Origin of the sequence: Blautia sp. Sow4_E7 (assembly GCF_052116245.1) — a bacterium.
GTDB lineage: Bacteria > Bacillota > Clostridia > Lachnospirales > Lachnospiraceae > Blautia_A.
In genome coordinates, this window is sequence record NZ_JBQKLL010000022.1 from 17,112 (window position 1) to 43,721 (window position 26,610).

Consider the following 26,610-nt stretch of genomic DNA (forward strand, 5'->3'; position numbering starts at 1 on the left):
GTAAATGTACAAGAAACTGACAGCTCCGGAATACCACCTGATCCTTCAGACTGTAGAACTGAATGACGGCATCTATATCAAATACAAAAGCAGCAAAGCGGCACACTGTGACACCTGCAAGGTGTTTTTTACAAAGGACGCGCTGGAGGCGGTAAGCACCGCGGATGTCAGCGACTGCCGGGTAGATATGGGGAGCGAGGAAGACTTCGAGAACATTATCGACGGAAGAGGAAACTGGCAAAACGACGGAACAGAGCTCCTGATCCAGGACGGGATGTGGAGACTTCTGGACACAAAGATCACAGCGACCTTCGTGGACTGCCATCCGCAGGAAGCGATACGCTACATCCTTACTCTTTGCGGTGTTACGGACTATATCCTGAGCGAAGACTTGTATGATACCAAGAAAACATTGACGATTGACTCCAAGAACGGGCGGGATGCCATCCAGGAGGTAAATGCAGCCTGGGGACTGGAAGTGCCGTTCTTCTACTGGGACGATACTTTCTACTGGGGAAAACGCCCGGAACAGGAATACCTGTACGAGCTGAATGATTCCAACATCCTGGAGCTGGAGAAAAACGGAGGATCCTGGACAGCGGAAGTAATCGGCGTACCGTGGATCCATCACTCCCAGTATATCAACATCGACCACGAAAACCTCATTGCAGTAGGCGAAGTTGAAAGCGTAACGGTGGAATCGAACGACAAGGGAATGATGGAGATGTACATTACATTCAGGGAGGTAGAAGATGGATAAACTCAAAAATTATGTCAAAACAGTGATAAAAGATTATCTGAAGAAAGAACTCCCACACACCACCCTCCCCGGAGCAATGGTGGCAGTAGTCACAAAAGTGGAAGACCATTACTACACACTGAAGATCCTGGACAGGAACCTTCAGGAAGACAAGAACTTCCCGGAGATCCCGTCTGTGGCGTCTAATGTGGAGTGTAAAAAAGGCGAGCTTGTGGTGGTTGTGTTCCTTTATGGCATCATAGCTCCCTACATCGTGGGGAGGTATGCAAAGTGAGATTGACCGGAACAGACGACACCGACATTGCCCTGGACCAGTATGGTCAGCCGGTAGTGGGAGAAGATGGAGACGTCCGGCTTGTATCTGAAGAGGACTGCTGGATCCAGGATGTGTGGATGGAAATGCTCACAGAGGAAGGCGAGCTTCTACACGAAGACGAGGAAGGCCGGTGGGCTTACGGCTTCGGCTACGGGACAGTCCTGAACGGACTGGATTCTGAAGAAGCGAACGAAGAGATCTACGCCAGGACACGAGAAAAGCTGACAAAACGGGACTATATAGAACCGGACAGCATAAAGACCAGCATCACCACGCCAGACCGCAAAGGACGGCGGACTCTACGGGTGACATACAGCCCACTGGATGCCGAAAAAGAAGTAAACAAAGATATTAGAATAGACGGGGCGGAGGTGACGATCGAATGATACCGTCTGAAATCATGGACAAGATCATCCGGGTACCGGATGAAGAAGAGGAAACGGAAGCGAAAATCGAAGAACTGAAAGAAGCAGGTTTCGTGATCACTAACTTCTCAAAAGGCGGCGTGTTCTACATCCTGCTCCGGATAGCTATACACATAGGTGTGCAGCTCAAACAGCTGGCTGTGGATCTGATCAACAGTGCATTTATGAAACACTGCCCGGAGGACTGGGTAGAGATCAGAGCCGCAGACTATTCCAAGACACTGGATGAAGGCGAGAAGACAGAAGGCTATCTGACGATAACCAGAAAGGATACAAGCCAGGCTGTCCGAATTGCCAGAGGGCACCCATTCCGGACAACACCGGACGCATATGGCGGATATTTGAGGTTTTACGCCCTGGAAGACACGATCCTCCCAGCAAACCAGGCGACACAGAAGGTGCTGGTGCAGGCGGAGGAGATCGGGACAGCTTACAATGTGGAAGCTGGAAAGATCACAGTATCAATGGTTCATATCGAAGGGGATGCCACAGTCACCAACGAGGAAGACTGGATCACTAACGAAGGCCAGGAGAAGGAGACTGCGGAGCACCTCCGAAAACGCTGCATTAACAGCCGGGCCCTGATCGCAGAGCGAACGATCGACAGGAAGTTGAAGAGTACCGTGGAAGAGGTTCCTGGCGTGGCAGTAGCCTATATTGATTCCCAGCATCCGCGAGGTCAGGGAACGGTGGACATCATCGTTACTGGAAACAGTGGAACAGCCAGCCCGGAGCTGATCGAAGACGTTGAGGAAGCGATCGAACCGCTGACTGGAAGCTATGGGGATTATTTAGTCAAGAGCTCCACACAGCAAAAACAGGACATTGAGATCACGGTATACATTGAAAAGAACGTGTCTACAGCCGGATATCAGGACACCATCGAGAGCCTGATCCGGAACATGATGGACATTAAAACCAGGGATGAGCTGAATGTACTGTACCGTGATAGCATCATCGGAACACTTCTTCCGAACATTCCGCGGTATAGAAAATGTCTGATCACACAGCCTGCGGAGGACGTTCACGTCCCGATCGGCACCGTTATCGTGCCGGGGGAGATCAAAATAACAGTCCTGAACGTGGCATAAGGAGGAGATAATGGATAAATTCAGAGATTATATCTGGTATCTACTCTCCAAGCCCTTCAAGATACTGAAGAAAGCACAAAATCAGTGGTGGATCTGGGCGAAGGTCATGGGAGGCTGGTGGGACGAAGTAAAGGACGACCTTCAGAGGGCCAGAGACGAGACGACAATAGCAACCTGTAGCGACATCATGCTTCAGATTCACGCTGAAGACCGAGGCCCGGATGGGATAACCCAGTATGTGGGCGAGTCAAACGACGCCTTCCGCTCCAGGATCGCCATGTATGACGAGACGGAGAGACTTGGAGGAACGAGGGACGGCATCATCCTGGCGGTCAATTCCATCGGATACGAAGATGTGGAGCATGTGTGGCTTCCGCGTTACAACGGAGACTGGGACAGGTGGGCGGAGTTCATTATCATCATCAATGAGGATGTAGCGAACCCGCAGCCGACCAGCACCGCCAACCTGATCCGGGAAGTCCGAGACAAGAAAGAGTCTACATCGAAAGACAACTACCTTATCCGGTACTATGCGGACGTGTGGAACAAACTGATCAGCGAGATGGATACAACCTATCTGCTCCGCAGCCATTTCTATAAGCAGAGATATCTGGACGGAAGCAGGAAACTGGATGGATCCAGAACGCTCTCCTATTCGGTAGGCCAGATTGAACTACTACCGGACTACTTATTCCAGACGGAGACACAGGTCTCTTTCATGGTACAGGCTTTTACTGAGTACACAGCTCTTGCAGAACATAAGATGGTTCAAGACCAGGAATATGAGATTCTGATGAATGCCAGGTATCTGCGGAATACAGACGTGCTGATCAGCCTTGCCAGTGATTTCCTTTTCCAGGTGAGAGAGACATGGAAATGGCATCCGGAAGTTAGGAATGAGTACCACATGGCAGCGAGACAGGAACAGGATATAACTCCGGCCTACGGGATCCGAATGACAACTATATTCTTCCCGGCCAGGCATCTGGTTGGAAGCAGGAAGCTGGACGGATCCAGAACACTCAGCGGAGCTGTAGGAAGGATAGAAGGAGACACTGGATACCTGCTAGATGTGCAGAATAAAATCATTAAAACCACCGAGCAGGAGCTGGAGAACGTGATGGATGTACAAATGAACGTACTCCCAGAAGCGGCTTCAACAGCGAGAATGACAGTGAAATTCTGGTACGGCAGGAGACTGGATGGAAGCAGGAAACTGGATGGATCCAGAACACTCAGCACCCTGACCGGACGGATTGAAGCAAGAAAAGACTATTTATTTGACGTTTACACGGTAGCCCAGGGATCTGGAAGTATCGGGTAAACAGAGAGGAGAATGAAATGAAGTACACTATCTCAGATGTTCATAGAAAGAAGATCGCCCAGGCGACACACAGCGCGGGAAAGATCGCCACAGTCGCCCAGATCGCACTGGGGACCGGCGGTGTAGATGGAAGCGGAAACGTGAAGACACCAGCTGGATCTGCGACTAAGCTGAACACAGAAGTTATCCGAAGAGCATACACAGCATCCGAAAAGGTGGACGACGCCTGCTATGAATATGCCCTTGTCCTTGCAGAAAACGAATGCGTAGGAAGCAAGATCAGCGAGATGATGCTGATTGATTCAGACGGGGATCCAATCTGCTTCCTGAATTTCCTTCCGAAGCAGAAAGACGACATCAAAGAGACCTACCGGATCCGCAACCACTACTCATAATACGGAGGCGTGACATGAGCAATCTGAAATACACTCCGGAATACAAGCCGGAAATGAAAGAGTGGGACATAGATACCACTGATTTATACGAAAACTGGAATGAAGCACACAGACAGTTCCTGGGAAACGATGCAGCCATCGTCCAGAAGATCGCTGATCTTGGACTTTCCGTGGTTGACGGAAAACTGTGTGTAACTTATGAGGAGGAATAAAGAAATGAGCAAATTAACTGAAGCAATATTGACAGACAGAACAGGAAAGGACATAGCTGAAAAACTCCATACACTGGCTGTCCTGAAAGGTATAGAAGTAGGGAGCAACCTGGAGAAAGTGATAACTATGCAGGAGATCAGAAGAATCGTGCAGTCTGGAAAAGCTGCGGATGTGTTCCAGATCGGCGACCAGGTCATCGTTCCATGGACAGATACCAAAACCGGAACGACTTATTCTGTACCGATGAACATGGTCAAGATTGCAAACGTCACCCTGAAGGATGGATCAGAGGTTCCTGGTCTTTATTTACAGTGGCATTATGCGACACCGTTCGGCGTACAGTTTGACCAGTACGAAGCATTCTACAAAGCAGAGTCAGAACTTCCAGCAGGCACCTACAACATCATTGTTGGAGCGAACTGGGGAAACAACTGCAAGATAAACGAGACCTACCAGTTCACACTGACGAAGCCGGTACCAGCGGGCGGTTTGCTGGCTGGATTCTATGGAATGCCAGACCAGGCTCCGACAGCTTGGAAAGTATATTCCTTTGCAGACGGAAACAGTGCAGCTATTGAAACGGTGTCCGTGACAGCCGGATCTGGCGGTACGAACCTTGGAACCTTCCTCCCTGCTGGCGATGGAAAGGTGAACAGCCTGCACCGTTTGGCCTATGGCTACAACAGATGGAGCCAGAGCGCATACAGACAGTGGCTGAACAGTGATGCAGCCGCTGGAGAGTGGTGGACTTCACAGAACGACTACGACAGAGCTCCTGATCAGCTGTCCCAGAAGGATGGATTCCTGAAAGGATTCGAGGTTGACTTCCTGGAGTGTATCCAGCCGGTCAAAGTGGTCACAGCCCTGAATACCGTAACCGACAAAGCTGACGGAGAGACGGAAGTTACTTATGACAGGTTCTTCCCTCTGTCCCTGGAAGAAATGTACATCGAGCCACAGTTAGCCGGAGAAGGTGAGGCTTGCCCTTACTGGAAACATGCTTCCGGACTGGCTGCCAAGATGAAACAGTACCAGACATATCCGCAGATCAGAACCTTCGCGATTGAAAACCATCTCTCACCGCAGAACGTGCGGCTGCGTTCAGCTCTTCGCGGCCTCGCCAACGATGCGTGGTTTGTGACCGCGTCGGGCTACGTCTTCACCAGCAGCGCGATCGACGCGTTTCGGTGCGCCCCGGCTTGCGTAATCTGCTAATCGGCTAATCACGGGCGGACACCTCCGCCCGTGGAGGAGACAGAAATGGTACGAAAAGACGAAAGAGGGGAAGGCAAGTTCGACGCACAGACGAAAGCCTTGGAGCTTGCGACCTATACCGTAAACATAACAGATAATCACAAGGTATTTACACCGGACCACGAAGACACGACGAAGAAGATCGTGGCGTATGCGACAGACATATACCACAGGACGAGAGTGGCGAATAACATCCCGTTCAAAACGCCTGAGGCCGGAGTGGAGAGAAACCGGCTCCAGAACATAGCTATTGCAGAATGCGAGAGCCTTCGATCAGAGATACAAATTGCAAAGATGGTCTTCCATCTGCGAATGAAACGGGTAAAATACTGGGATGATTTAATTGTAGAAGTGCATGATTTACTTCAAAAATGGAGAGATTCAGATGCCGACCGTTCCAGGAGAATGAAATCCCTGAGACGTTGACATAGGGCAGTAGGCTGTTATCTCACCGCAGAACGTGCGACTGCGTTCAGCTAATCGCGGCAACGCCAACAATACGTGGAATGTGAACGCGTCGGGCAACGTCAACAACAACAACGCGATCAACGCGAATCGGTGCGCCCCGGATTGGATACTTTAGACGTGCGAAAAGACTTCACATAGTGAGGTTGCAGGGAAATGAAGTATGCAAGGAGCCGAAAGCCCTGCCACTACGGTGGTGAACAATAGAACGGCGATGCGGTCAGCCTGCGGGCTGGTACCGCTATCCACGCCGCGACAACGACGGGGAGATGGAATGGATACAGAAGATATAATAGGCTATGAAGCACTGTATAATTCCATGATGAAATGCAAGAAAGGCGTCATGTGGAAGGACAGCACCGCGTTCTTCGTCCATAACTGGATGAGAGAGATCGGGAAGCTGGAAAGACAGCTGCATGATGGCACATACCAGGAGAGACCTCCGAAGTTCTTCAAGGTGATGGAACCTAAGGAACGGGAGATCATGAGCATAGCATTTCGGGACAGGGTGTATCAGCGGTCTCTGAATGATGTGGAGATATATCCGAGATGCACACGATCCTTTATTTATGATAACCACGCCTGTCAGACTGGAAAAGGACCTGATCTGGCAAGAGAAAGGCTGAAATGCTTCCTACAAAGATATTACCGGAAACACGGAGCTGATGGATGGGTTCTGCAATGCGATATAAAAGGCTACTACCCAAACATGACCCATGACGTGGCAAAGGCTACCCTGCGGAAGTATCTTCCGGATGAAAGCTACCAGATGGCAGCCAGGATCCTGGATAACTTTCCGGGAGAAGTTGGCTTCAATCCAGGTAGCCAGATCGTCCAGATCGTCGGCATCACAGCTCTGAACGACCTAGATCACTACATAAAAGAAAGACTCCTGATGGAGATTTATGAGCGATATATGGACGATTCAGTTATGGTGCACCACGAAAGAGAGAAGCTGGAGACCTGTCTGGAGGTGATTGAAAGAAAACTTGCAGAGAAGGACATGAAGCTGAATAAGAAAAAGACTAAAATATACAGCCTGAGAAAAGGGGTCCTGTTCCTGGGCTTCTGGTTCTATCTGACGGACACCGGAAAGGCTATGGTACACATTGATCCGAAAAAGGTGAAGCATGAACGTAGGAAGCTACGGAGGATGGCTGGACTGGTGAAGAAAGGCGAAAAGACACGGGAACAGGTTGACGAGCATTTTGATTCATGGATGAGACATGCTTCCTATGGTGACTCATATAATTTTCAAAAGAAAATGAGAGAATTTTACAGAAATTTATGGGAGGACAACGACAATGATGGAATACAGGAGACTCAGCGGAACAATCGCGGATAGCCGCGAAAAAGAAGGTTTGAAGGCTGACGTGGAACGCCAGGAGGCAATAATGGAATATATCGCCCTGGCTGCTGACGTAGAGCTTCCAGATGATTCAGAAAGTGAGGGAATGGGCTATGAACAGTAAAAAGAAGATTGAGAAGTACAAAAGATTCTATGAAAACGGGTTCTGGACCAAGAAGATGGTTGCCGCCCTTGTATACGATGGAAAACTCACACCTGAAGAGTATGAGGAAATAACAGGAGAGACCTTCGTAGAGGAACGAGAGTAATCTACAACGCCACGACATCCGGCTCTTGCAGGGATGGGCGTGGCGATTAAGGAGTAGGAATGGAAGAGATCCTTTTGAGAGTAAAGATGTGCGTTCCTGCAAATGGGACTATGCTGAATGATCTGAACGATCTGATCGTCAAATACATGGAAGAAAACGGGATAGATTGCTACTCAGTTGACTCCAAAATAAATGTCAAAACAGGGGAATAACAGCCCCTGTTTTTTTGTGCCTAAATCGGGAAATATTTGCGGAAAACTTTTGACAAGAAAGTTGAGAAGTTTTGACGCGAATTTTGAGCGGCTACAGACTTTTTGCATATTATCATTTTTTTTGTGTATTGGCGGAAGAATTTATCGGTTTAGAAATATAGTTACATTTACATGAACGAGATTATGATTTAAAAGTGGACTCTAATTTATCTTTTTTGGTGAAAAACGACAAAATTTAAACTAAAATATTGACAGATAATAGGTAAAAATGTAAAATTATGTTATGGATTTTGTGAGAAAAATGGCAAAAAATAATTTGCCGAGTAAAAAAATTGCAAAGAAGGGTTGAGTATAATTCTGCTTCTGGCGAAAAAGTAAGTAATACTGCAAAAGGGTTTAAAGGCGATAGTGATGGTATTTGGGGTGGCATAAAAAGCCTTTTTGGTATTATTTATCTAATCATTGCCGATATCTGTATTTATGTTATTGGTACAATCCTTTGCACAGTGTTTGGATTGACACATGGTGCTATTACCACCATGGTAATGATCCTTACATATATTGTATTTACGATTGTATGGCTTATCGACAGAATGTATCTTTTAAAAAAAGATTCGATCTGATTGTCCGGTATGTCATAGCAGATTCCTTATTTCCACTTTTATGTGCCCTGAATGTGGAGCTATTCATAAAAAGCTTGTTCCTGGTCCCTATGGAATCTGGAAACTAACACATATTGGGAAGCTTCTGATTATCCGCAGGCACGTGGAATGCGATTTGATTATGATTATATCGAAGATTTTCTTGCCGAGAACGGGAACGATTACCTTGATGATGGAGCAAACGAGAAATACTTCTTCCCAGATGAAATTGTGGATTGATGAAAGGTACACGGTAAATAGCTAGTACCGTGTACGATTATTTTAGAAGGATTCAGAGGTAAAAGTCTGTTCTTCGAAGGGTTGTATATGGACGTTGTTTTCTGACATCACCAGCGAGGGACAGCTCCAGATCCGCATACAGAATCTGTTCCTGGTCATCCGCCTTCAAAATGGTAGTTCCATTTGGATCAATAAGTACAGATTCCCCTGAAAAATCCATGTTTCCCTCTGCACCAACGCGGTTGCACATGGCAATAAACACGCTGTTCTGGAATGCCTGAACCTTAAGCTCCCATTCAAACATCTCAGATGGTTCTGCTTTGGTATTGACGGTAGGGATCAAAATAAGATCAGCGCCCATCAGAGCTTCTGTACGGATACTTTCTGGATAATGCCTGTCAAAGCATACAACAATCCCTATTTTTCCATACTCTGTATCAAAAACTTTAAACCCATCATCAGAAGGCGTATAATAATCCTGTTCGAAAAACTGGTTAGCCTGTGCAATATGTACCATTTTCTGGAGACCGGCAATGGTACCGTCTTTTTGGATCAGCAGGCTGGCGTCATAAGCATTTTTATTTTCATACCAATAAAGGTTTGGAACCACCATGATCCTGTTTTCTCTGGCAGCGTTGCAAAAGGCTTTTACAATTTCAGAATCAGGAGAGATCTGGTATCCGGAAACATCCTGACCGGGATATTGGGGAAAGAATTCTGTAAGCTGTACCTCTGGGAAAAGAATTAAATCTGCATGTTGCGAGGCAGCTTCTTTTATGACCTGTATGCTGGCTTGCAAATTTTCGCGAATACTTCCATTATTTTTCATCTGATAAAGTGCAATCTTCAATACGGTTTCCCTCCTGTTTAAGTTGTGCTGTTTAAGTTCATTGCTTTTCGAAATTTATTTTACTAATATAGCATTTTGGCGGCAAAAAGAAAAGTTGTTTACTTGAAAGTAAGAAAAAATAATGGTAAGCTGCAACTAACTTACAATACGGAACAAGAATTGAAAATCCAATATCCGGGCATACAGGCTTCCGATTACAAGATGCGTGAATTCTGGTCTCTCATTTTGTCCATGTTTCCTATTGTTCTGTTCATAGACAAACAGGAAAATACGGGTGTATACTAAAACGGATTTACTAGAATGCAACGACAAGAGGAGGGAGAAAGCCATGAAGATTTCGTTTGCACCTTCTGTTATGGAATGTGAAAAACTAAAGGCGGGTACAGAAGCATTACTGGAAGGAATGCCGCAAATTCCAAAAAATCTGGAAATACAGGTTAATTTTGAACAGAAACTACAGCTCACTGTAAAACGAGAGGAAAACAAGATCCAGATCATCTGTAAAGAAGCAGCCCATTATTACAGAGGCCTGAATCAGGCCGTCCATCATTTAAAGACAGATACATATGAAAATCAGGAAACGGTATATTTTGAACGAAATGGATTTATGCTGGACTGTTCCAGAAATGCTGTATTTACAGTAGAAAAAGTAAAATCCATGATCCGGACACTTGCCAAAATGGGAATGAATGTACTGATGTTGTATACAGAGGATACCTACGAAGTACCTGGAGAATTCTATTTCGGCAGTTACCGTGGACGCTATACGAAAGCTGAAATCCAGGAAATGGATGCATATGCTTCCATGTTTGGAATCGAGCTGGTTCCCTGTATCCAGACTCTGGCACATTTACACAATGCCCTGAAATGGCCTGTTAAAAATGAGATCAAAGATTCTGCAGATGTTCTGATCGTGGGAAAAGAAGAAACCTATGTATTTATTGAGAAGCTGCTTCAAAGCGTAAAAGATTCTTTCTCCACCCGTCGTGTACATCTTGGTATGGATGAAGCTGTCCTTCTGGGACTTGGAAAATATCTGAAAGAAAACGGTTACGAAAAGGGTTCTGTCCTTGTCAGAGAACATTGCAAACGTGTTCTTGCAATCTGTAAAAAACTTGGTCTGGAGCCTATGATCTGGAGTGATATGTATATCACAGCCAATACAAACGGCGGTTATTACGAAGTGCCTGCTGATGCGGATTGTTCTTCCTGGGAAAAGCCGGAAAAAGGGCTTGGTCTGGTATACTGGGATTATTACCATGATGATGAGAAAGCTTATGAAAAAATGCTGAACATTCACAAGCAGCTTTCCGATGATGTGATCTTTGCAGGAGGATCCTGGATCTGGAATGGAATCGCGCCCAATTACTCCAAGACCTTTGCCTGCACAAAGGCAGCCCTTCAGACCTGCAAGAAATACCAGATGAAAGAGGTACTTTGTACCGCCTGGATGGATAATGGTGCAGAAACCCCAGTGGATGCAGTATGGCCAGGAGTGGCACTGTTTGCACATCTTGGATTCCATCAGGAATACAATGAAAAGGTACTGGAAGAAGAGTTTAAGGAGTGCGTGGGCGGAAATCTGAAAGACTTCATGGCTTTGGATGCTTTCGACTCGTTGTTCTTAAGTGGAAAGGCAAATCAGGAAGCGCAGAATCCATCCAAATATCTTCTGTATCAGGATCCACTGGCAGGGATTTTTGACCAGGAGGTGGTGATGAGCGGTGTTGACACAGGTGCCTACTATGAGAAATTAAAGGAGCAGATGGCAGCCTGCCAGGAGAACTCTCCAGAATATGCAGCGCTATTTACCTATTATGAAAAGCTGGCAGCTGTGCTGTCAGATAAGGCAGATCTTGGTGTACGCATGAAAGCAGCCTATGATAAGAACCAGCTGCTGGCTTTAAAGGAAATCTGTGAAAAAGAAATTCCAGAAACCATTCAGAATCTGGAAGAGATGAAAATCTTAAGGGAAGACCTGTGGATGTCAGAGGCAAAGCCCTTTGGCTATGAACTGATGGATGTGAAGCTAGGAGCTGTGCTCACCAGACTTAATAGCACCAGGCGCAGAGTGAAAAAGTATCTGGAGGGAAGCATCCCGTGTCTGGAGGAATTGGAAGAGGCGCGTCTTCCATACTTTGAGAAAAATGCAGACAAGCGGGAAAACCGCTGGAGCCAGATCATCAGTGGAAGTGACCTGATCGATACCATATAAAAAGCAGACAGACCGATTGTTTTCGGTTGCTTCGACCGAGCAGCTAAAACTACAGCAGTTGTTTTCCATGAGATAGTCACTTTTCTTTTGGGTAGTATAATAATATTAAAGCAGCGGATATTTTGACTTTCCACAAAGGTCAAATATCCGCTGCTTTTTTTATAATTGAAATATGTAGTTTACAAATAAAATCAGTTGACAGCCGGTTTCCTAAAAAGATTAAAAATTCCTGTCTGTTCAATCAGTCTTGTGATGGTAAAGAAGATAAAGGAATCAATTGGCCACATGATCAAGTTCTTTACAGTACGCATTGGAAGGATTGCTAGGAAGCCTTTTCCGTAGAGCATGTCCAGCCATAAGGTATTTAACAGGACGTTTACGATCAGAACGACTACCAGCTTTGCAACCAGCACACGGAGGAAGGTGAGCTTATGCTTGTAGTAAAAACATCCGTAAATAAATGCCGCAAGCATTGCATTAAAGGTAAATCCAAAGAAAAATGGTCCATCCGGGCGGATAAAGAATTTCACAATATCCAGCACACCGGCAAACAGACATCCAGTAATAGGTCCAAACAGATAATCAGCAATCTGATTTGGAATACCGGAAAATCCAATTTTTACATAGGGACCGATGTTGATAGAAGCAACTGAATTTAAGATCAGTGCCAGGGCAGCAAGCATTGCACAGACTGCCAGGGTAGAAGTGGTTTTCAGCTCTTTGGCTGAAGTGAGAAACATGTTTTTTGTTTTCTCCATAAAAAAATTACCTCCTTTTCTTTTTTCGCTCACAATAGGAGATAATTTATGGATTCATATTTATCTTCTGTTGCAGCGAGAAGCAATCCACGAACCGCAAGATTTCTCTTTTCGTCCTCCGGCAACTCTCCATCCGGAAGGCACTTTACGCTCATGAATTTACTCTGCATTACTTTACAAGGGGCAGTATATAGCAGATTACTGGAAAAAGCAAGAAAAAAATATGTAAAATTAGATAAAATGGTACAACAAAGTCGGATACGGTTTCGGAGATGTGTCAGAAAATACAAATATCAATTTACACGGGTTCATAATTACGATACAATTTCAATCAGGCAATATATGAAGCGGAACAGGAAGTCGCAGAAGGAGCAGCGCTGATTTTATTAGAAAGTGCAATGGAACAGCTCAATAAGAATTATTATGGATAATTTACTTAATTACAATAAAATTGGGCTTCCTGAAACAATAAAATGTTAAAAAATCGCGTAGTATGATGCTATTGGTAAAGGCGGCAGTAAAAAATAGAACGGAAAAAATGCGGCATTGATCTGGACGTATTTGGCTGGCTGGTATGAAAAAAAGAGCCAGATCCATTCCGAATTAGAATAGGTTCAGACCCCCCAGGGTGGGTTGTTGCTGTAAAAGAGCAGTGCTACAATACTATCATTACGAGGAGCGCACCGAATAAAATATTATGGGAAAGGAAGTATATCCATGCATATACCCGAAAACTATTTAAGCCCCTCCACCTGCGCTGTAATGACCGCTGCTATGGTTCCAGTCTGGGGATATTCCATCAATAAAGTGAAAAAAGAAATCCCGAAATCCAAGATGCCGCTTCTTGGCATTGGAGCTGCATTTTCATTCCTGGGGATGATGTTTAATATTCCCCTCCCGGGAGGAACAACCGGACATGCGGTAGGAGGAACCCTGATCGCAATTCTTACCGGAAATCCCGCAGCAGGATGTATTTCCGTCTCCATTGCCTTGCTGATCCAGGCACTTTTGTTTGGAGATGGGGGAATCCTTGCGTTTGGGGCAAACTGTTTTAACATGGCATTTGTATTACCTTATCTTGGATTTTTCCTGTATAAACTGCTTTTAAAGAAGACAGGTATGAGAAAACTTAGTGCTGCAATTGGTTCTTATGTAGGAATCAATGCTGCCGCTTTTTGTGCCGCTGTTGAATTTGGAATCCAGCCATTGTTGTTTAAAAGCGCAGAAGGACAGGCTCTTTACTGCCCGTACCCATTAAGCGTTTCTATTCCTGCTATGATGATCGGCCATATTACCTTATTTGGTCTTGCGGAGATCGTGCTAACAGCAGCAGTATTGGCTTTTGTGGAAAAAGTTACGCCTAAAGCACTGGACGAGATTCCGGACAAAACCGCATTTAAACCGTTATATATGTTAATGGCAGCCCTGATCGTGCTGACACCCCTTGGACTTCTGGCAACCGGTACTGCATGGGGAGAATGGGGCGTGGATGAAATTGCGTCTCTGATAAGCAAAGGCACCCAGCTTGGCTATACACCGGCAAGAATGGAAAACGGATTTACATTATCTGCTTTGTTCCCGGACTATTCCATGTCTGGAATGCCAGAATGGACTGCTTATATTCTTTCAGCAGTGGTGGGGGCAGCACTTTTGGTGATCATATTTAAACTGATTTCTTCTGTTATGAAAGAAAAAGTAGATTTCAAAAAGAAAGCTGCATGACAATGGAAAATTACAAAGAAGAGAATCAGCTTCCTGACTGGATGTACAGCCAGGAACCCTATGTCCCATCTAAGGATAAGGATGCATTTATAACCAAAAGCACAAAAGCCCTTTTATCTGTGCTTTCCAGACTGCAGTTTCAGGAAGGGAAGGATGGCAGAATTTCTGCCAGTCCTTCCTTGAAACTGTTTTATACGATCTTATATATTTTTCTTACAGCCTGTTCCCATAATTATCTGTTCGTATTGTTTATGTGTGCAGCGGTAACGGTAAGGCTTGCTTTTTTTCAGGTGTCTGCAATCCGGCAGATTTTAAGCGGAACCATAGGAGCAGTTCTTCTGTCTGTTTTAATTCTCCTTCCCTCTGTGTTTTCCGGAAATCCCAAGACGCTGATGAACATTACCTTCCGGGTATATGTATCGGTAACCCTTATGGGAATTTTGTCAGCAGGAACTTCCTGGAATAAATTAACTGGAAGTCTGCGGGCGTTTCATATTCCGTCTTTATTTGTTTTCACTCTGGATATTACATTAAAATACATTTCAGTTTTGGGAGAGGTCTGTTCCGATATGCTGACTGCTGTCAGACTCAGATCTGTAGGAAAGAACCCCAAAAAAGCAAAGGCTTTATCCGGAATTTTGGGAATCACTTTTATAAAGTCAGAGGAAATGGCAGAAGAAATGCATGCGGCCATGTGCTGCCGTGGTTTTACCGGGGAATATCAGATGGAACAAAAACACCAATTGAATCGGGCGGATTTGTTTTACATTTTCCTTATGCTTGGATGTGTAGCTATGTTTGCATATCTGAACCGATAGCAGAGATTTGTCCAAATGGATATAAATGGGAGGCAGTTATGATCAGACTTGAAAATGTATGTTTTGCTTATGAAAAGGAGATTGCACTTCGGTATGTAAATCTCCATGTTGAAAAGGGAGACTCTCTGGTAATACAAGGCCCAAACGGATGTGGGAAATCAACGCTTATCAAGCTGTTAAATGGAATTATCTTTCCAACTGAGGGAAGCTATCACTATCTGGAACATGAGATCACGGAAAAATCGTTAAAAGACATCCGTTTTGCCAAATGGTTTCATCAGCAAATGGGATACGTGTTCCAAAATGCAGATACACAGCTTTTTTGTGGAAGTGTAGAGGAAGAGGTGGCGTTTGGTCCCATACAGATGGGCTTACCGGATACGGAAGTCAAAAGAAGAACAGAAGATTGCCTTAGATTGTTCGGGATAGAAAAGTTAAAAGAACGCCCACCCTATCATTTAAGTGGTGGGGAGAAGCGGAAGGTTTCCCTAGCCTGTATTCTTTCCCTGAATCCACAAGTGTTGATCCTGGATGAGCCTCTTGCCGGTTTGGATGAAAAGACACAGGACATGCTATTGGATTTTTTGAAAAACTTTCACAAGGCAGGGAAAACGCTGATCACAATTACCCATAATCGGCAGCTTGCCAGTATCTTAGGCACTAAATTTGCATACATGAATGAAGAACATGAATTGAAAATGACTTAAGAAGGGAATCTGTTTTTCTGTATTTGAAATTTTTTACTCTTTTGTTCCGTTTAAAATAGTGTAAAATGTTTAGAGGAGAGAGGAACATGAAAAATTTCTTATAACAGCAGGAAAAACACTGGCATTTTTATTAAAAAGTATTCATTTAGAATAGATAGGGGTGAACTGGAATGAATCCATATGTATCCGTAATCCTGACAATAGCAGTGTGTCTTTTGATATTTGCTTTATGGATCATATATGAAAATTATAGAAATAAAAAGCGGATTTTAAATAAGATTCGAAGAAACTGGGGGAAGCCGTTTACCCGGCAATACGAACCTGGTGATATTGAGCAGATTTCCCATTATTTTAGACGAAGGGAGAAAGAAGGTTTTACAATAGACGATATTACCTGGAATGATCTGGATATGGACCGCCTTTATAAGATGGTAAATCAGACAATTTCTTCTCCCGGGGAAGATGTTCTTTATGATATGATGCGTAGACCGGTATTTTCCCAGGATGAAATAGACAAGAGAGAAGAGCTGATAGATTTTTTCTCCAAGCATGAAAAAGAACGGGAGCATATGCAGCTGCTTCTGTCACAGATTGGAAAAACCAGATTAGGTTCTTTGTCGGATACGGTATTGGCTCTTAAAAGTTCCCCTAAGGTAAAAACAGGAATCCATTGGTTTATGTTGATCCTGCTGGTGTTGAATGTTGCAGTGCTTTTACCTGTAAAGCCGGTAGTTGGTTTTTTTGGCTTCATAGTCTTAATGGTAACAAATATTACAATTTATTATGCAGGCAACGACCGAAAACTAATCGAAGCTTACCTGGATTGTTATGCACACTTGCTTCGAATGTTATCTGTTGCAGAGAAAATGAAAAACGTGCAATGGCCAGAAACAAGAAAGCAGATGGCTGCTATTGCAGAAGCCAGAGCGGTGTTTAAAGGTCTTAACCGGAAAGCATTCTTTTTGACCAGTAAAAATACAGATGGAGGAGATCCGGCACAGATTCTTATGGACTATATCAGAATGCTGACTCATATAGACATTCTGGTTTATAACGGTCTTTTGAAGAAAATTCAGGACAAAACGGACTCTATTCTGAAGCTTATCGATAATATTGGAGAACTGGACGCGTGTATTTCCATTGCATCTTTTCGGGAACTTCTTACACTTTGGTGCAAACCTGAGTTTAAAAGCTGGGAAAGTGGTGCCGCGCAGATTGAAATGTCCGTAGAAGATCTGTATCACCCGCTGCTTCAGGAGGCGGTTGCCAATAGCTTTCAAGCAGCTGGAGGAACTTTGGTAACCGGTTCTAACGCATCCGGAAAATCTACATTCCTAAAAAATGTTGCAATGAACAGTATTCTTGCCCAGACGCTTGTTACCTGTACTTGTTCATCCTACCAGGCACCGTTTTTGAAAGTTATGACATCTATGGCATTGCGGGATGATATAGAAAGTGGAGAAAGCTATTTTATCGTAGAAATTAAGTCGCTGAAACGGATCCTGGAGGAAAGTAAGAAAAGGGAGCCGCTTTTATGTATTATTGATGAAGTGCTTCGAGGTACCAATACGGTTGAGCGGATTGCTGCTTCATCCAGAATTTTAAATGCACTTCGGCAAAAATGGGTGCTGCCTTTTGCTGCTACTCATGACATAGAACTGTCGTACATTTTGGATTCCCGGTATGAAAACTATCATTTTGAGGAAGAAGTACAGGAAAAAGAGGTGGTATTCTCCTATGTCCTGAAAAAGGGAAGAGCCACATCCCGAAATGCGATTCAGCTTTTGGATATGTTAGGTTATGACAAGGAAATTGTAGAGAGTGCGCGAAATGCGGCATCTAATTTTGAAAATAAGGGAATCTGGGATGCCTTATAAATTCGAGACTCAAATTTGAAGATATAAGTATGGAAATCTTTAAATCGCAGAAAGCCAAAATGCCATTCATGATACAAATATCCTTATTGAAATGCTGTTAGAACTAGTTTTCTGCGAAAATTTTCTCATCACACTACCTTGAACCTTTGAAGCATTTATGTTAAAATTGAAAAAGTTTCAAAAATACAAATTAACTATTCACTGACCATGTTTTTACAATGTAAAGACATGGTCAAATTTAAGATAAAGCGGCGATAAGCCGCATGAAATAAGGAGTTTTATGAATAACGAAAAAATGTCGCCGATGATGAGAGAATATTGTAAAACTAAGGAAAATTACAAGGATTCTATTCTTTTTTATAGACTCGGCGACTTCTACGAAATGTTTTTTGACGATGCCCTTCTGGTATCCAAAGAACTGGAACTAACGCTTACTGGTAAGGATTGCGGTCTGGAAGAGCGTGCACCTATGTGCGGAATCCCTTTCCATGCAGTCGATACTTACATCAACCGTCTGATCGAGCGTGGACATAAGGTTGCCATCTGTGAACAGGTGGAGGATCCTAAGAAGGCAAAGGGGCTTGTAAAACGTGAAGTTATCCGTGTGGTTACCCCAGGAACTACTCTGGATGCAACCTCATTGGATGAATCCAAGAACAATTACCTGATGTCGATCGTCTCCATAGCAGATCGTTTCGGCTGTGCCATAGCGGATATTACCACAGGTGACTGCTTCCTCACAGAAGTCCCAAACAGCCAGAAGCTGGTTGACGAGATCAACAAATTTGGCCCGGCTGAGATCATATGTAATGACTCCTTTTTTATGAGTGGTGTTGACACAGATGACTTAAAAGAACGCCTTGGAATCTGTATTTTCTCATTGGACGCCTGGTATTTTGACGACGATACCTGCAGAAAGGAATTAAAAGAACACTTCCATGTAACCAATCTGGAAGGCCTTGGAATCAGCGATTATGACAGCGGAATCATTGCTGCCGGAGCGCTGTTTTTGTATCTTAAGGAAACTCAGAAAACGGCTCTCTCCCAGATGACGACGATCCGTCCATACACAGCTGAGCGTTATATGCTCATTGACAGCTCCAGCCGCCGGAATCTGGAACTGGTAGAAACCCTTCGGGAAAAGCAGAAAAGAGGCTCCCTCCTATGGGTACTGGATAAGACCAAGACAGCCATGGGGGCCCGTACCCTTCGCTCCTTTGTAGAACAGCCGCTGATCGACGCTCAGGAGATCAACCGCAGACTGGAAGCCCTTGAAGAATTAAATGAGAAGCCAATGCTCCGTGATGAGATCCGGGAATATCTCAATCCTGTTTATGACCTGGAGCGCCTTGTCAGCCGTATCAGCTTCAAATCTGCCAATCCAAGGGATCTGGTAGCGTTTGCTTCTTCCCTGGAAATGATCCCTTATATTAAACAGGTTTTGAAAGATTTTCAGGCCCCCATCCTAAAGGAAATCTATGAGGACATGGACAGCCTCGAAGATATTACAGACCTGATCAAGCGCGCCATTGTAGATGAACCTCCCCTTGCACAAAAAGATGGAGGTATTATCCGTGAAGGCTTTAACGAAGATGTGGATAAATTCCGCAGCGCCCGCACCGATGGAAAAAAATGGCTCACAGAGCTGGAAACAAAGGAACGGGAGCGTACCGGAATCAAATCCCTGAAAATCAAATACAACCGTGTATTCGGCTACGCCCTTGAGGTTACCAATACATTCAAGGATCTGGTACCGGAGAACTACATCCGCAAGCAGACACTAACCAATGCGGAGCGTTACATTACCGAGGAACTGAAAAATCTTGAGAACATGATCCTTGGAGCAGAGGATAAGCTCTATGCCCTGGAATATCAGCTATTTTCCGATGTTCGCGATAAAGTTGGCGAGGAAGTTGTAAGGATCCAGCGTACAGCTAAGGCAATCGCCGGCCTTGATGTATTTGCTTCCCTGGCTCTTGTAGCGGAACGGAATCATTATGTACGCCCGAAGGTAAACGAAGGCGGCGTGATCGACATCAAAGGCGGCCGTCATCCGGTTGTAGAACAGATGATCGACAATGACATGTTCATTGCCAACGATACATATCTGGACAGCAATAAGAAACGGATTTCCATTATCACCGGTCCGAACATGGCTGGTAAATCCACCTACATGCGTCAGACGGCGCTGATCGTACTTATGGCGCAGATCGGAAGCTTTGTCCCGGCGGATAAAGCTACGGTGGGAATTGTAGACAGGATCTTTACCCGTGTGGGTGCATCCGACGACCTGGCCAGCGGACAGAGTACCTTTATGGTAGAAATGACCGAAGTGGCCAACATCCTTCGAAATGCAACTGCAAAGAGCCTGCTGATCCTGGATGAGATCGGCCGCGGAACCAGTACCTTTGACGGACTTGCCATTGCCTGGGCGGTGATCGAGCATATCAGCAATACCAAGCTTTGCGGTGCGAAAACTTTGTTTGCCACTCATTATCACGAGCTGACAGAGCTGGAGGGAAAACTTTCCGGAGTTACTAACTACTGCATTGCCGTAAAAGAAAAAGGGGACGACATTGTTTTCCTTCGCAAGATCGTACAGGGCGGTGCCGATAAGAGCTACGGAATACAGGTAGCGAAGCTGGCAGGTGTGCCGGATTCCGTTATCAATCGAGCGAAAGAACTGGTTGAGGAGTTAAGTGATGCAGACATTACGGCTGCAGTAAAGGATCTTACTTCTCCAAAGAAGAAGCCAAAGGTAGAGATGGATATGGCACAGATGTCTTTATTTGACACAGTGCAGGATAACGATATTATTGAAGAACTGAAAAGCATTGATATTGGAAACCTGACTCCAATGGAAGCTTTAAATACTTTGTACAATCTTCAGAATAAGATAAAGAACAGATGGTGATTGGTAGCTGCTGTTTATAGGAAAAGCCTGTAAAACAGCAGCGGTCAGCCTGCTTTTATATGGAGAGAAAAACTTGAGAAAAATCGCAGTTTTAGACAAACATACCATTGATAAAATTGCAGCAGGTGAGGTGGTAGAGCGCCCTTCTTCTGTTGTAAAGGAGCTTGTAGAAAACTCCATTGACGCTGGTGCAACTGCTGTAACCGTAGAGATTACAGATGGGGGAAAGAAACTGATCCGTATTACAGACAACGGAGGGGGAATTGAGGCTGCTCAGGTACCTACAGCATTCTTAAGCCACGCCACCAGCAAAATTGAAAAAGTAGAAGATCTGGAAAACATAGCCTCACTGGGATTTCGTGGTGAGGCTTTGTCCAGTATTGCCGCAGTTTCCCAGGTGGAACTGATCACAAAGACACCTTCCGCCATCAGCGGTGTGCGTTACGTGATCGAAGGCGGTGTAGAGCAGAGCCTTGAGGAAATGGGAGCTCCAGATGGAACCACATTCCTGGTGCGGAACCTTTTTTATAACACACCGGCCAGAAGCAAATTCCTGAAATCCGATTCCTCAGAGGCAAATTACATTGGAACCATGATGGAACAGCTGGCTCTTTCCCATCCGGAAATTTCGTTTAAATATATTCAGAACAAACAGGTGAAGCTGCATACTTCTGGCAATTACAATGTAAAAGATGTGATCTACAATGTATATGGCAGAGATATGGCAAAGGCCCTTCTGGAAGTTTCCTACGAAAATGATTTTATGAAAATTGAGGGATATGCCGGTAAGCCGGAGGTTTCCAGAGGAAACCGAAGCTTTGAGAACTACTATGTAAACGGCAGATTTGTGAAAAACAATATTATCACAAAGGCCATTGAAGACGCATATAAGGGCTTTGTGATGCAGCACAAATTCCCATTCGTGTCTTTACAGATCCAGATGACAGGAAATGATCTGGATGTAAACGTTCATCCCCGGAAACTGGAGGTGCGTTTTGCAAGAGGTGCTGAGGTTTACGATGCTATTTATGAGGCGGTGCACAATGCGCTTCTTCATAGAGAACTGATCCCGGTTGTTCCGGTTGGAAAAGAAGAGCGGGAATCAAAGACGGCAGCAGTGAGCCGCGGTGCAGTTCCGGAGCCTTTTGAGAAAAGCAGAAGAATGGAGTTTAGCCGTGGAAATGTGAACGGAAATGGTTCTGCACAGACTGGAAATTCATTTCGCCAAAGTGCTGGTACGGCGAGCGGCGTTGGAAACTATAGCAGCAGCTCTGGTTATCAGGCAGGCAATATGCTCCGGGAACAGGCGATTTATCAGTCCAAACCGTTCAGTAAAGAAGAGGATGCTCTTTTTGCCGGTACTTTGAAGGCTGCTGTGGAAGCGGATGAGAAAGCTGCTGCAAAGAGTGCAGGAGAGGCTGGAAATCAGGATACCCCTGGCAATGTATCTGCGGTAGGAAATACAGAATCAGCGAAAACTGAATTTGAACCAAAAGAATTAGAAGGAGCTAAAGAAATTGCAAATGCGGTTGATTCAGAGGCAAAAGAGCTGCAGACTCAGTCGGTAGAACCAGTTTTACAGTCTGAAGAAGCTGCGTCTGAGCAGCTGGAACTTTTCCAGGAGAAGCTTCTGGCTCCGGAATCCAGAAGCCGCCACAAGCTGATCGGACAGCTGTTTGACACTTACTGGCTGGTTGAATTTGAAAACCAGTTTTATATTATTGACCAGCATGCAGCCCACGAAAAGGTAAACTACGAGCGCTTTGTAAAGCGTTTTAAAGAACAGTCCATTGAATCTCAGTATTTAAATCCGCCTCTTGTAGTAACCCTGAACATGGACGAGCAGGCGAAATTAAAAGCCAACGAAGAATATTTCACACAATACGGCTTTGAGATTGAACCCTTCGGCGGACGGGAATACTGTATCAGTGCAGTTCCAACCAATCTTTATGGTTTCCACGAAGAAGAACTGTTTCTGGAAATGCTGGATAATCTGGGCGGGGAAGGCACGAAGGATGCCTTTGACCTTTTCACAGCGAGACTGGCTACCATGGCATGCAAATCTGCGGTCAAAGGAAACCACCAGATGTCCGCCCTGGAAGCGGATAAGTTGATCGACGAGCTTCTCACCCTGGACAATCCATACAATTGTCCTCATGGTCGTCCTACCATCATTGCCATGACGAAGACGGAAATTGAGAAGAAATTTAAGCGAATTGTGTAACTGTTTTGCAGAAAGTGCTTCGAGAAATCAGTAACGATGAAGAGATTGAAGTGCTTAGTTTAGGAGAGATTATGAAAAAACCTCTTATTGTCCTCACCGGCCCAACCGCCGTGGGAAAGACCAGGCTGTCTATTTCCCTGGCGAAAGCAGTTGGCGGTGAGATCATATCTGCAGATTCCATGCAGGTTTATAAATATATGGATATCGGTTCTGCGAAGATCATGCCAGAAGAAATGCAGGGAGTTCCCCATTATCTGGTAGATGAGCTGATGCCGGAGGAAAAATTTCACATTGTGCGTTTCCAGCAGATGGCAAAAGAAGCCATGGAAAAGATTTACGCCAAGGGTCACATTCCCATTCTGGTAGGCGGAACCGGCTTTTACATTCAGGCGGTGACCCGGGACATTGATTTTACCCAGGCTGAACAGGACGATGGATATCGGGCCAGTCTGGAGGCGCTTGCCCAGGAAAAAGGCGCCGCATATCTTCACCAGATGCTGGCGGAGGTGGATCCCAAAAGCGCCGAAGCCATTCACGAGAACAACACGAAGCGTGTAATTCGTGCCCTGGAATTTTACCATCAGAACCACAGCCCTATTTCCGCACACAATGAAGAACAGCAGGAACGGACCAGCCCCTATAATCTGGCATATTTTGTGCTGAATGCACCCCGGGAGCCTTTGTATGAGCGCATTGATAAGCGGGTGGATGAAATGATGACCAGCGGTCTTGTGGCAGAAGTCCAGAAACTAAAGGACATGGGCTACCACAGAGGTATGGTTTCCATGCAGGGGCTTGGGTATAAAGAAATCCTGGCCTATCTGGATGGAGAAATGCCGCTGGAAGAGGCTGTGCGGATCCTGAAGCGCGACACCCGGCACTTTGCCAAACGCCAGCTCACCTGGTTCCGCAGGGAGCCGGAAACAGTGTGGGTGAATAAAGATGAGTTCGGGTATAACGAGGATAAAATGTTAGAGTATATGCTGAGTATTTGCCGCGAAAAAGGAATGCTTGGCTAACACAAAAAATGGAGGAATACCGTCAGACAGACGGAAAGAATTATTATGAAAGAATTATATCAGCAGCTGGGAATTTCTTCCCAGGTTTACGATTTTTGTCACGAAATAGAGGAATCCTTAAAGGATCGTTTTGAACAGTTTGACAAGACTGCGGAGTACAACCAGATGAAGGTCCTTCTGGCTATGCAGAAAAACCGTGTCAGTGAGGAGTGTTTCGGCTCTTCTTCCGGATACGGCTACAACGATTATGGCCGTGATACTCTGGAAAAAGTTTACGCAGACACCTTCCATACAGAGGCTTGTCTGGTGCGTCCACAGATCGCCTGTGGAACCCACGCCCTTGCCATTGCCCTTTTTGGAAACCTGCGTCCAGGAGACGAAATGCTGGCACCGGCAGGAAAGCCATACGATACTCTTGAAGAGGTGATCGGCATCCGTCCTTCCAAGGGCTCTCTTGCAGAATATGGGGTTACTTACCGTCAGGTAGATCTTCTGGAAGATGGCACCTTCGATTATGAAAATATCCGCAAAGCCATCAACGAAAAAACAAAGCTGGTGGAGATCCAGCGTTCCAAAGGCTATATGACTCGTCCATCCTTTTCAGTGAAGCAGATCGGTGAACTGATCGCCTTTGTAAAGAGCATTAAGCCAGATGTGATCTGTATGGTAGACAACTGCTATGGTGAGTTCGTGGATACCATCGAGCCAAGTGATGTTGGAGCGGATATGGTAGTTGGTTCCTTGATCAAAAACCCAGGCGGCGGACTTGCTCCTATCGGCGGTTATATTGCAGGAACCAAAGAATGCGTGGAAAATGCTTCCTACCGTATGACCTGTCCGGGACTTGGAGCAGAAGTTGGTGCTTCCCTTGGAGTAAATCGTTCCTTCTACCAGGGATTTTTCCTTGCTCCTATGGTAACCAAGGGCGCGTTGAAGGGCGCTGTTTTTGCAGCCAATATTTATGAGAAGCTTGGATTTGATGTGGTTCCCAACTCTACAGAGCCAAGACAGGATATTATCCAGGCTGTGACCTTAAACAGTCCGGAAAGACTGATCGCATTCTGTAAAGGTATTCAGGCTGCTGCCCCGGTTGACAGTTATGTGGATCCGGAGCCATGGGATATGCCAGGCTACGACAGCCAGGTCATTATGGCAGCAGGTGCATTTGTGCAGGGTTCTTCTATTGAGCTTTCAGCAGATGGACCGGTAAAAGAGCCGTACGCTGTATATTTCCAGGGTGGACTTACCTGGGAGCATGCAAAACTTGGTGTCATGATGTCTTTACAGAAACTTGTAGAGCAGGATTTAGTGAAATTACCTTGAAAAATATGGAAAAAAAATGTGTGATCATAGTAGGCGGCGGAGCTTCCGGGCTGATGGCTGCCATTGCAGCTGCCCAAAATGGTGCAGCCGTAACCATATTGGAACAAAACGAAAAACCAGGGAAAAAGATCTGCGCCACCGGAAACGGCAAATGTAATTTTACCAATATCCAGGCGCAGGCGGACGCTTACCGAAGCGAAGATCCAGATTTCTGGCAGGAGGCTCTGAAACAGTTTTCTGTGGAAGATACCATAGCTTTTTTTACAAGACTTGGAATTTATCCTGTGAATAAAAATAACGGGTATCTGTATCCTCACAGCGGGCAGGCCGCAAGCGTTGCAGAGGTATTATGCATGGAAGCCCGAAATCTTGGAGTTAAGATCAAGACCAACCAGAAAGTGCAGCGTGTTTTTCGGGAACCGGATATCTGGAAAATTCAGGTGGAAGGCTGGACATATGAAGGAGATGCCGTGATCCTGGCAAACGGTTCCAAAGCATCTGCAATTTCCGGCTCCGATGGAAGCGGCTATGAGCTGGCTGCTGCCTTAGGACATAAGATCATAGAGCCTCTTCCGGCTTTGACAGCCCTGAAATGCAAGAATACCGGCTTTTCCGGCTGGGCTGGGGTTCGTACAGAGGGCAGAGCTACCTTGCTTGTGGACGGGAAAAAGGCTGCAGAAGAAACTGGCGAACTGCAGCTTACGGATTATGGCGTATCCGGAATCCCGGTATTTCAGATCAGCCGCTATGGGATCCGCGCCCTGAAACAAGGGAAGAATGTGACATTGAACCTGAATTTCCTGCCGGAATTTTCCAGGGAGCAGCTAAATACATTTTTAAAAATGCGGAAGGAAAATTGTCCATATAAAGGCAAAAAGGAATTCCTGACCGGACTTTTCCCAGACAAGCTAGCCAAGGTGCTTTTGGCAGCAAAGGATCTGGAGGAAGCGATCTTCTGCTATCCGCTTAAAGTAACTGGCTACCAGTCCTTTGAGCAGGCCCAAGTGTGCTCCGGTGGTGTTGATACCAGATCGGTTGACAAAAGGACTCTGGAATCCAGACAAAATCCAGGCTTATATTTTGCTGGAGAGCTTCTGGATGTAGATGGAAAATGCGGTGGTTACAATTTGCAGTGGGCATGGTCCAGCGGTTATGTGGCAGGAACCAACGCTGCAAGACAGCAGAAAAATGTTTAAAGGTAAAATTGCATATAAGCAATCCGGAAAAAGG

The 26,610-nt window shown here is 45.3% G+C and carries 26 protein-coding genes and 1 riboswitch; of the genes, 24 read left to right on the forward strand and 2 right to left on the reverse strand.

The genetic code is table 11. The features are described 5' to 3' along the window. Nucleotides 1-4 precede the first annotated feature (4 nt). The 14 genes from ACTQ50_RS12515 (at nucleotide 5) to ACTQ50_RS12580 (ending at nucleotide 8,695) form a co-directional block, all read left to right on the forward strand. A complete protein-coding gene (locus ACTQ50_RS12515; RefSeq protein ID WP_441484495.1) occupies nucleotides 5-760 on the forward strand; it encodes a hypothetical protein in 756 nt (251 codons plus the stop codon). Then, a complete protein-coding gene (locus ACTQ50_RS12520) occupies nucleotides 753-1,034 on the forward strand; it encodes a hypothetical protein (protein ID WP_441484496.1) in 282 nt (93 codons plus the stop codon). Before ACTQ50_RS12515 ends, ACTQ50_RS12520 begins: the two co-directional genes overlap by 8 nt. Further along, nucleotides 1,031-1,462, forward strand: coding sequence for a DUF2634 domain-containing protein (locus ACTQ50_RS12525; RefSeq protein ID WP_441484497.1), 432 nt, complete (start codon nucleotides 1,031-1,033; stop codon nucleotides 1,460-1,462). The genes ACTQ50_RS12520 and ACTQ50_RS12525 overlap by 4 nt, the downstream gene beginning before the upstream one ends. Then, on the forward strand, nucleotides 1,459-2,592 hold the full coding sequence (locus tag ACTQ50_RS12530; RefSeq protein ID WP_441484498.1) for a baseplate J/gp47 family protein: 1,134 nt from the start codon (nucleotides 1,459-1,461) through the stop codon (nucleotides 2,590-2,592). Before ACTQ50_RS12525 ends, ACTQ50_RS12530 begins: the two co-directional genes overlap by 4 nt. Nucleotides 2,593-2,602: 10 nt before the next feature. Beyond that, nucleotides 2,603-3,916 carry a hypothetical protein gene (locus tag ACTQ50_RS12535; protein ID WP_441484499.1) on the forward strand — a complete coding sequence of 438 codons (1,314 nt, stop codon included), beginning with the start codon at nucleotides 2,603-2,605 and terminating at the stop codon, nucleotides 3,914-3,916. 17 nt (nucleotides 3,917-3,933) lie between these two features. Next, nucleotides 3,934-4,311, forward strand: a complete 378-nt coding sequence (locus ACTQ50_RS12540) for a phage tail-collar fiber domain-containing protein (RefSeq protein WP_296835727.1) — start codon at nucleotides 3,934-3,936, stop codon at nucleotides 4,309-4,311. A gap of 14 nt (nucleotides 4,312-4,325) precedes the next feature. Further along, the gene (locus tag ACTQ50_RS12545; protein ID WP_441484500.1) at nucleotides 4,326-4,523 is read left to right on the forward strand and encodes a hypothetical protein; all 198 of its coding nucleotides are present in this window, start codon (nucleotides 4,326-4,328) and stop codon (nucleotides 4,521-4,523) included. Nucleotides 4,524-4,527: 4 nt separating this feature from the next. Next, nucleotides 4,528-5,739, forward strand: a complete 1,212-nt coding sequence (locus tag ACTQ50_RS12550) for a DUF6273 domain-containing protein (RefSeq protein WP_441484501.1) — start codon at nucleotides 4,528-4,530, stop codon at nucleotides 5,737-5,739. 45 nt (nucleotides 5,740-5,784) lie between these two features. Then, nucleotides 5,785-6,204 (forward strand): hypothetical protein, encoded by a 420-nt coding sequence (locus tag ACTQ50_RS12555; protein ID WP_441484502.1) that lies wholly within the window; start codon nucleotides 5,785-5,787, stop codon nucleotides 6,202-6,204. 313 nt (nucleotides 6,205-6,517) lie between these two features. Then, nucleotides 6,518-7,588, forward strand: coding sequence for a reverse transcriptase domain-containing protein (locus ACTQ50_RS12560; RefSeq protein ID WP_441484503.1), 1,071 nt, complete (start codon nucleotides 6,518-6,520; stop codon nucleotides 7,586-7,588). Next, nucleotides 7,548-7,715: a hypothetical protein gene (locus ACTQ50_RS12565; protein WP_441484504.1), complete on the forward strand. Its 168-nt coding sequence runs from the start codon at nucleotides 7,548-7,550 to the stop codon at nucleotides 7,713-7,715. The genes ACTQ50_RS12560 and ACTQ50_RS12565 overlap by 41 nt, the downstream gene beginning before the upstream one ends. After that, a complete protein-coding gene (locus ACTQ50_RS12570) occupies nucleotides 7,705-7,860 on the forward strand; it encodes an XkdX family protein (protein ID WP_441484505.1) in 156 nt (51 codons plus the stop codon). Before ACTQ50_RS12565 ends, ACTQ50_RS12570 begins: the two co-directional genes overlap by 11 nt. 59 nt (nucleotides 7,861-7,919) lie before the next feature. After that, on the forward strand, nucleotides 7,920-8,072 hold the full coding sequence (locus ACTQ50_RS12575; protein ID WP_441484506.1) for a hypothetical protein: 153 nt from the start codon (nucleotides 7,920-7,922) through the stop codon (nucleotides 8,070-8,072). 332 nt (nucleotides 8,073-8,404) lie between these two features. Next, complete coding sequence (locus tag ACTQ50_RS12580; RefSeq protein WP_441484507.1) at nucleotides 8,405-8,695, forward strand: hypothetical protein; 291 nt, start codon at nucleotides 8,405-8,407, stop codon at nucleotides 8,693-8,695. Between the two features lie 310 nt (nucleotides 8,696-9,005). Here ACTQ50_RS12580 and ACTQ50_RS12585 read toward each other — a convergent pair whose 3' ends face one another. Then, the gene (locus tag ACTQ50_RS12585) at nucleotides 9,006-9,803 is read right to left on the reverse strand and encodes a carbon-nitrogen hydrolase family protein (protein ID WP_441484508.1); all 798 of its coding nucleotides are present in this window, start codon (nucleotides 9,801-9,803) and stop codon (nucleotides 9,006-9,008) included. A 328-nt stretch (nucleotides 9,804-10,131) separates the two neighbouring features. On the opposite strand from ACTQ50_RS12585, the gene ACTQ50_RS12590 reads away from it, so the two are divergent. Continuing rightward, nucleotides 10,132-12,018 (forward strand): beta-N-acetylhexosaminidase, encoded by a 1,887-nt coding sequence (locus ACTQ50_RS12590; RefSeq protein WP_441484509.1) that lies wholly within the window; start codon nucleotides 10,132-10,134, stop codon nucleotides 12,016-12,018. Between the two features lie 191 nt (nucleotides 12,019-12,209). Here ACTQ50_RS12590 and ACTQ50_RS12595 read toward each other — a convergent pair whose 3' ends face one another. After that, entirely contained in the window at nucleotides 12,210-12,776 is a 567-nt protein-coding gene (locus ACTQ50_RS12595) for a folate family ECF transporter S component (RefSeq protein WP_441484510.1), read from the reverse strand. A 71-nt stretch (nucleotides 12,777-12,847) separates the two neighbouring features. Beyond that, nucleotides 12,848-12,945, reverse strand: a riboswitch (THF riboswitch). A gap of 548 nt (nucleotides 12,946-13,493) precedes the next feature. On the opposite strand from ACTQ50_RS12595, the gene cbiM reads away from it, so the two are divergent. The 9 genes from cbiM (at nucleotide 13,494) to ACTQ50_RS12640 (ending at nucleotide 26,576) form a co-directional block, all read left to right on the forward strand. After that, nucleotides 13,494-14,498, forward strand: coding sequence for a cobalt transporter CbiM (gene cbiM / locus ACTQ50_RS12600; protein WP_441484511.1), 1,005 nt, complete (start codon nucleotides 13,494-13,496; stop codon nucleotides 14,496-14,498). 2 nt (nucleotides 14,499-14,500) lie between these two features. Then, the gene (locus ACTQ50_RS12605; RefSeq protein WP_441484512.1) at nucleotides 14,501-15,316 is read left to right on the forward strand and encodes an energy-coupling factor transporter transmembrane component T family protein; all 816 of its coding nucleotides are present in this window, start codon (nucleotides 14,501-14,503) and stop codon (nucleotides 15,314-15,316) included. 38 nt (nucleotides 15,317-15,354) lie between these two features. Then, nucleotides 15,355-16,023 (forward strand): energy-coupling factor ABC transporter ATP-binding protein, encoded by a 669-nt coding sequence (locus tag ACTQ50_RS12610; RefSeq protein WP_441484513.1) that lies wholly within the window; start codon nucleotides 15,355-15,357, stop codon nucleotides 16,021-16,023. A 170-nt stretch (nucleotides 16,024-16,193) separates the two neighbouring features. Continuing rightward, a complete protein-coding gene (locus tag ACTQ50_RS12615) occupies nucleotides 16,194-17,900 on the forward strand; it encodes a MutS-related protein (RefSeq protein WP_441484514.1) in 1,707 nt (568 codons plus the stop codon). Between the two features lie 280 nt (nucleotides 17,901-18,180). Continuing rightward, a complete protein-coding gene (mutS, locus tag ACTQ50_RS12620; RefSeq protein WP_441484515.1) occupies nucleotides 18,181-20,814 on the forward strand; it encodes a DNA mismatch repair protein MutS in 2,634 nt (877 codons plus the stop codon). A 73-nt stretch (nucleotides 20,815-20,887) separates the two neighbouring features. Continuing rightward, entirely contained in the window at nucleotides 20,888-23,038 is a 2,151-nt protein-coding gene (gene mutL, locus ACTQ50_RS12625) for a DNA mismatch repair endonuclease MutL (RefSeq protein WP_441484516.1), read from the forward strand. A gap of 71 nt (nucleotides 23,039-23,109) precedes the next feature. Then, nucleotides 23,110-24,057 carry a tRNA (adenosine(37)-N6)-dimethylallyltransferase MiaA gene (gene miaA, locus ACTQ50_RS12630; protein WP_441484517.1) on the forward strand — a complete coding sequence of 316 codons (948 nt, stop codon included), beginning with the start codon at nucleotides 23,110-23,112 and terminating at the stop codon, nucleotides 24,055-24,057. Nucleotides 24,058-24,102: 45 nt separating this feature from the next. Beyond that, complete coding sequence (locus ACTQ50_RS12635) at nucleotides 24,103-25,380, forward strand: methionine gamma-lyase family protein (RefSeq protein WP_441484518.1); 1,278 nt, start codon at nucleotides 24,103-24,105, stop codon at nucleotides 25,378-25,380. A 20-nt stretch (nucleotides 25,381-25,400) separates the two neighbouring features. Beyond that, nucleotides 25,401-26,576 carry an NAD(P)/FAD-dependent oxidoreductase gene (locus ACTQ50_RS12640; RefSeq protein ID WP_441484519.1) on the forward strand — a complete coding sequence of 392 codons (1,176 nt, stop codon included), beginning with the start codon at nucleotides 25,401-25,403 and terminating at the stop codon, nucleotides 26,574-26,576. Nucleotides 26,577-26,610: the final 34 nt, after the last annotated feature.

What these genes read in the sequence shown, in the direction of transcription:
- ACTQ50_RS12515 (WP_441484495.1), top strand. Translation starts at nt 5, where the DNA reads ATGTACAAGAAACTGACAGCTCCGGAATACCACCTGATCCTTCAGACT.
- ACTQ50_RS12520 (WP_441484496.1), top strand. Translation starts at nt 753, where the DNA reads ATGGATAAACTCAAAAATTATGTCAAAACAGTGATAAAAGATTATCTG.
- ACTQ50_RS12530 (WP_441484498.1), top strand. Translation starts at nt 1,459, where the DNA reads ATGATACCGTCTGAAATCATGGACAAGATCATCCGGGTACCGGATGAA.
- ACTQ50_RS12535 (WP_441484499.1), top strand. Translation starts at nt 2,603, where the DNA reads ATGGATAAATTCAGAGATTATATCTGGTATCTACTCTCCAAGCCCTTC.
- ACTQ50_RS12540 (WP_296835727.1), top strand. Translation starts at nt 3,934, where the DNA reads ATGAAGTACACTATCTCAGATGTTCATAGAAAGAAGATCGCCCAGGCG.
- ACTQ50_RS12545 (WP_441484500.1), top strand. Translation starts at nt 4,326, where the DNA reads ATGAGCAATCTGAAATACACTCCGGAATACAAGCCGGAAATGAAAGAG.
- ACTQ50_RS12550 (WP_441484501.1), top strand. Translation starts at nt 4,528, where the DNA reads ATGAGCAAATTAACTGAAGCAATATTGACAGACAGAACAGGAAAGGAC.
- ACTQ50_RS12555 (WP_441484502.1), top strand. Translation starts at nt 5,785, where the DNA reads ATGGTACGAAAAGACGAAAGAGGGGAAGGCAAGTTCGACGCACAGACG.
- ACTQ50_RS12560 (WP_441484503.1), top strand. Translation starts at nt 6,518, where the DNA reads ATGGATACAGAAGATATAATAGGCTATGAAGCACTGTATAATTCCATG.
- ACTQ50_RS12565 (WP_441484504.1), top strand. Translation starts at nt 7,548, where the DNA reads ATGATGGAATACAGGAGACTCAGCGGAACAATCGCGGATAGCCGCGAA.
- ACTQ50_RS12570 (WP_441484505.1), top strand. Translation starts at nt 7,705, where the DNA reads ATGAACAGTAAAAAGAAGATTGAGAAGTACAAAAGATTCTATGAAAAC.
- ACTQ50_RS12575 (WP_441484506.1), top strand. Translation starts at nt 7,920, where the DNA reads ATGGAAGAGATCCTTTTGAGAGTAAAGATGTGCGTTCCTGCAAATGGG.
- ACTQ50_RS12590 (WP_441484509.1), top strand. Translation starts at nt 10,132, where the DNA reads ATGAAGATTTCGTTTGCACCTTCTGTTATGGAATGTGAAAAACTAAAG.
- ACTQ50_RS12595 (WP_441484510.1), bottom strand. Translation starts at nt 12,776, where the DNA reads ATGGAGAAAACAAAAAACATGTTTCTCACTTCAGCCAAAGAGCTGAAA.
- cbiM (WP_441484511.1), top strand. Translation starts at nt 13,494, where the DNA reads ATGCATATACCCGAAAACTATTTAAGCCCCTCCACCTGCGCTGTAATG.
- ACTQ50_RS12605 (WP_441484512.1), top strand. Translation starts at nt 14,501, where the DNA reads ATGGAAAATTACAAAGAAGAGAATCAGCTTCCTGACTGGATGTACAGC.
- ACTQ50_RS12610 (WP_441484513.1), top strand. Translation starts at nt 15,355, where the DNA reads ATGATCAGACTTGAAAATGTATGTTTTGCTTATGAAAAGGAGATTGCA.
- ACTQ50_RS12615 (WP_441484514.1), top strand. Translation starts at nt 16,194, where the DNA reads ATGAATCCATATGTATCCGTAATCCTGACAATAGCAGTGTGTCTTTTG.
- mutS (WP_441484515.1), top strand. Translation starts at nt 18,181, where the DNA reads ATGAATAACGAAAAAATGTCGCCGATGATGAGAGAATATTGTAAAACT.
- miaA (WP_441484517.1), top strand. Translation starts at nt 23,110, where the DNA reads ATGAAAAAACCTCTTATTGTCCTCACCGGCCCAACCGCCGTGGGAAAG.
- ACTQ50_RS12635 (WP_441484518.1), top strand. Translation starts at nt 24,103, where the DNA reads ATGAAAGAATTATATCAGCAGCTGGGAATTTCTTCCCAGGTTTACGAT.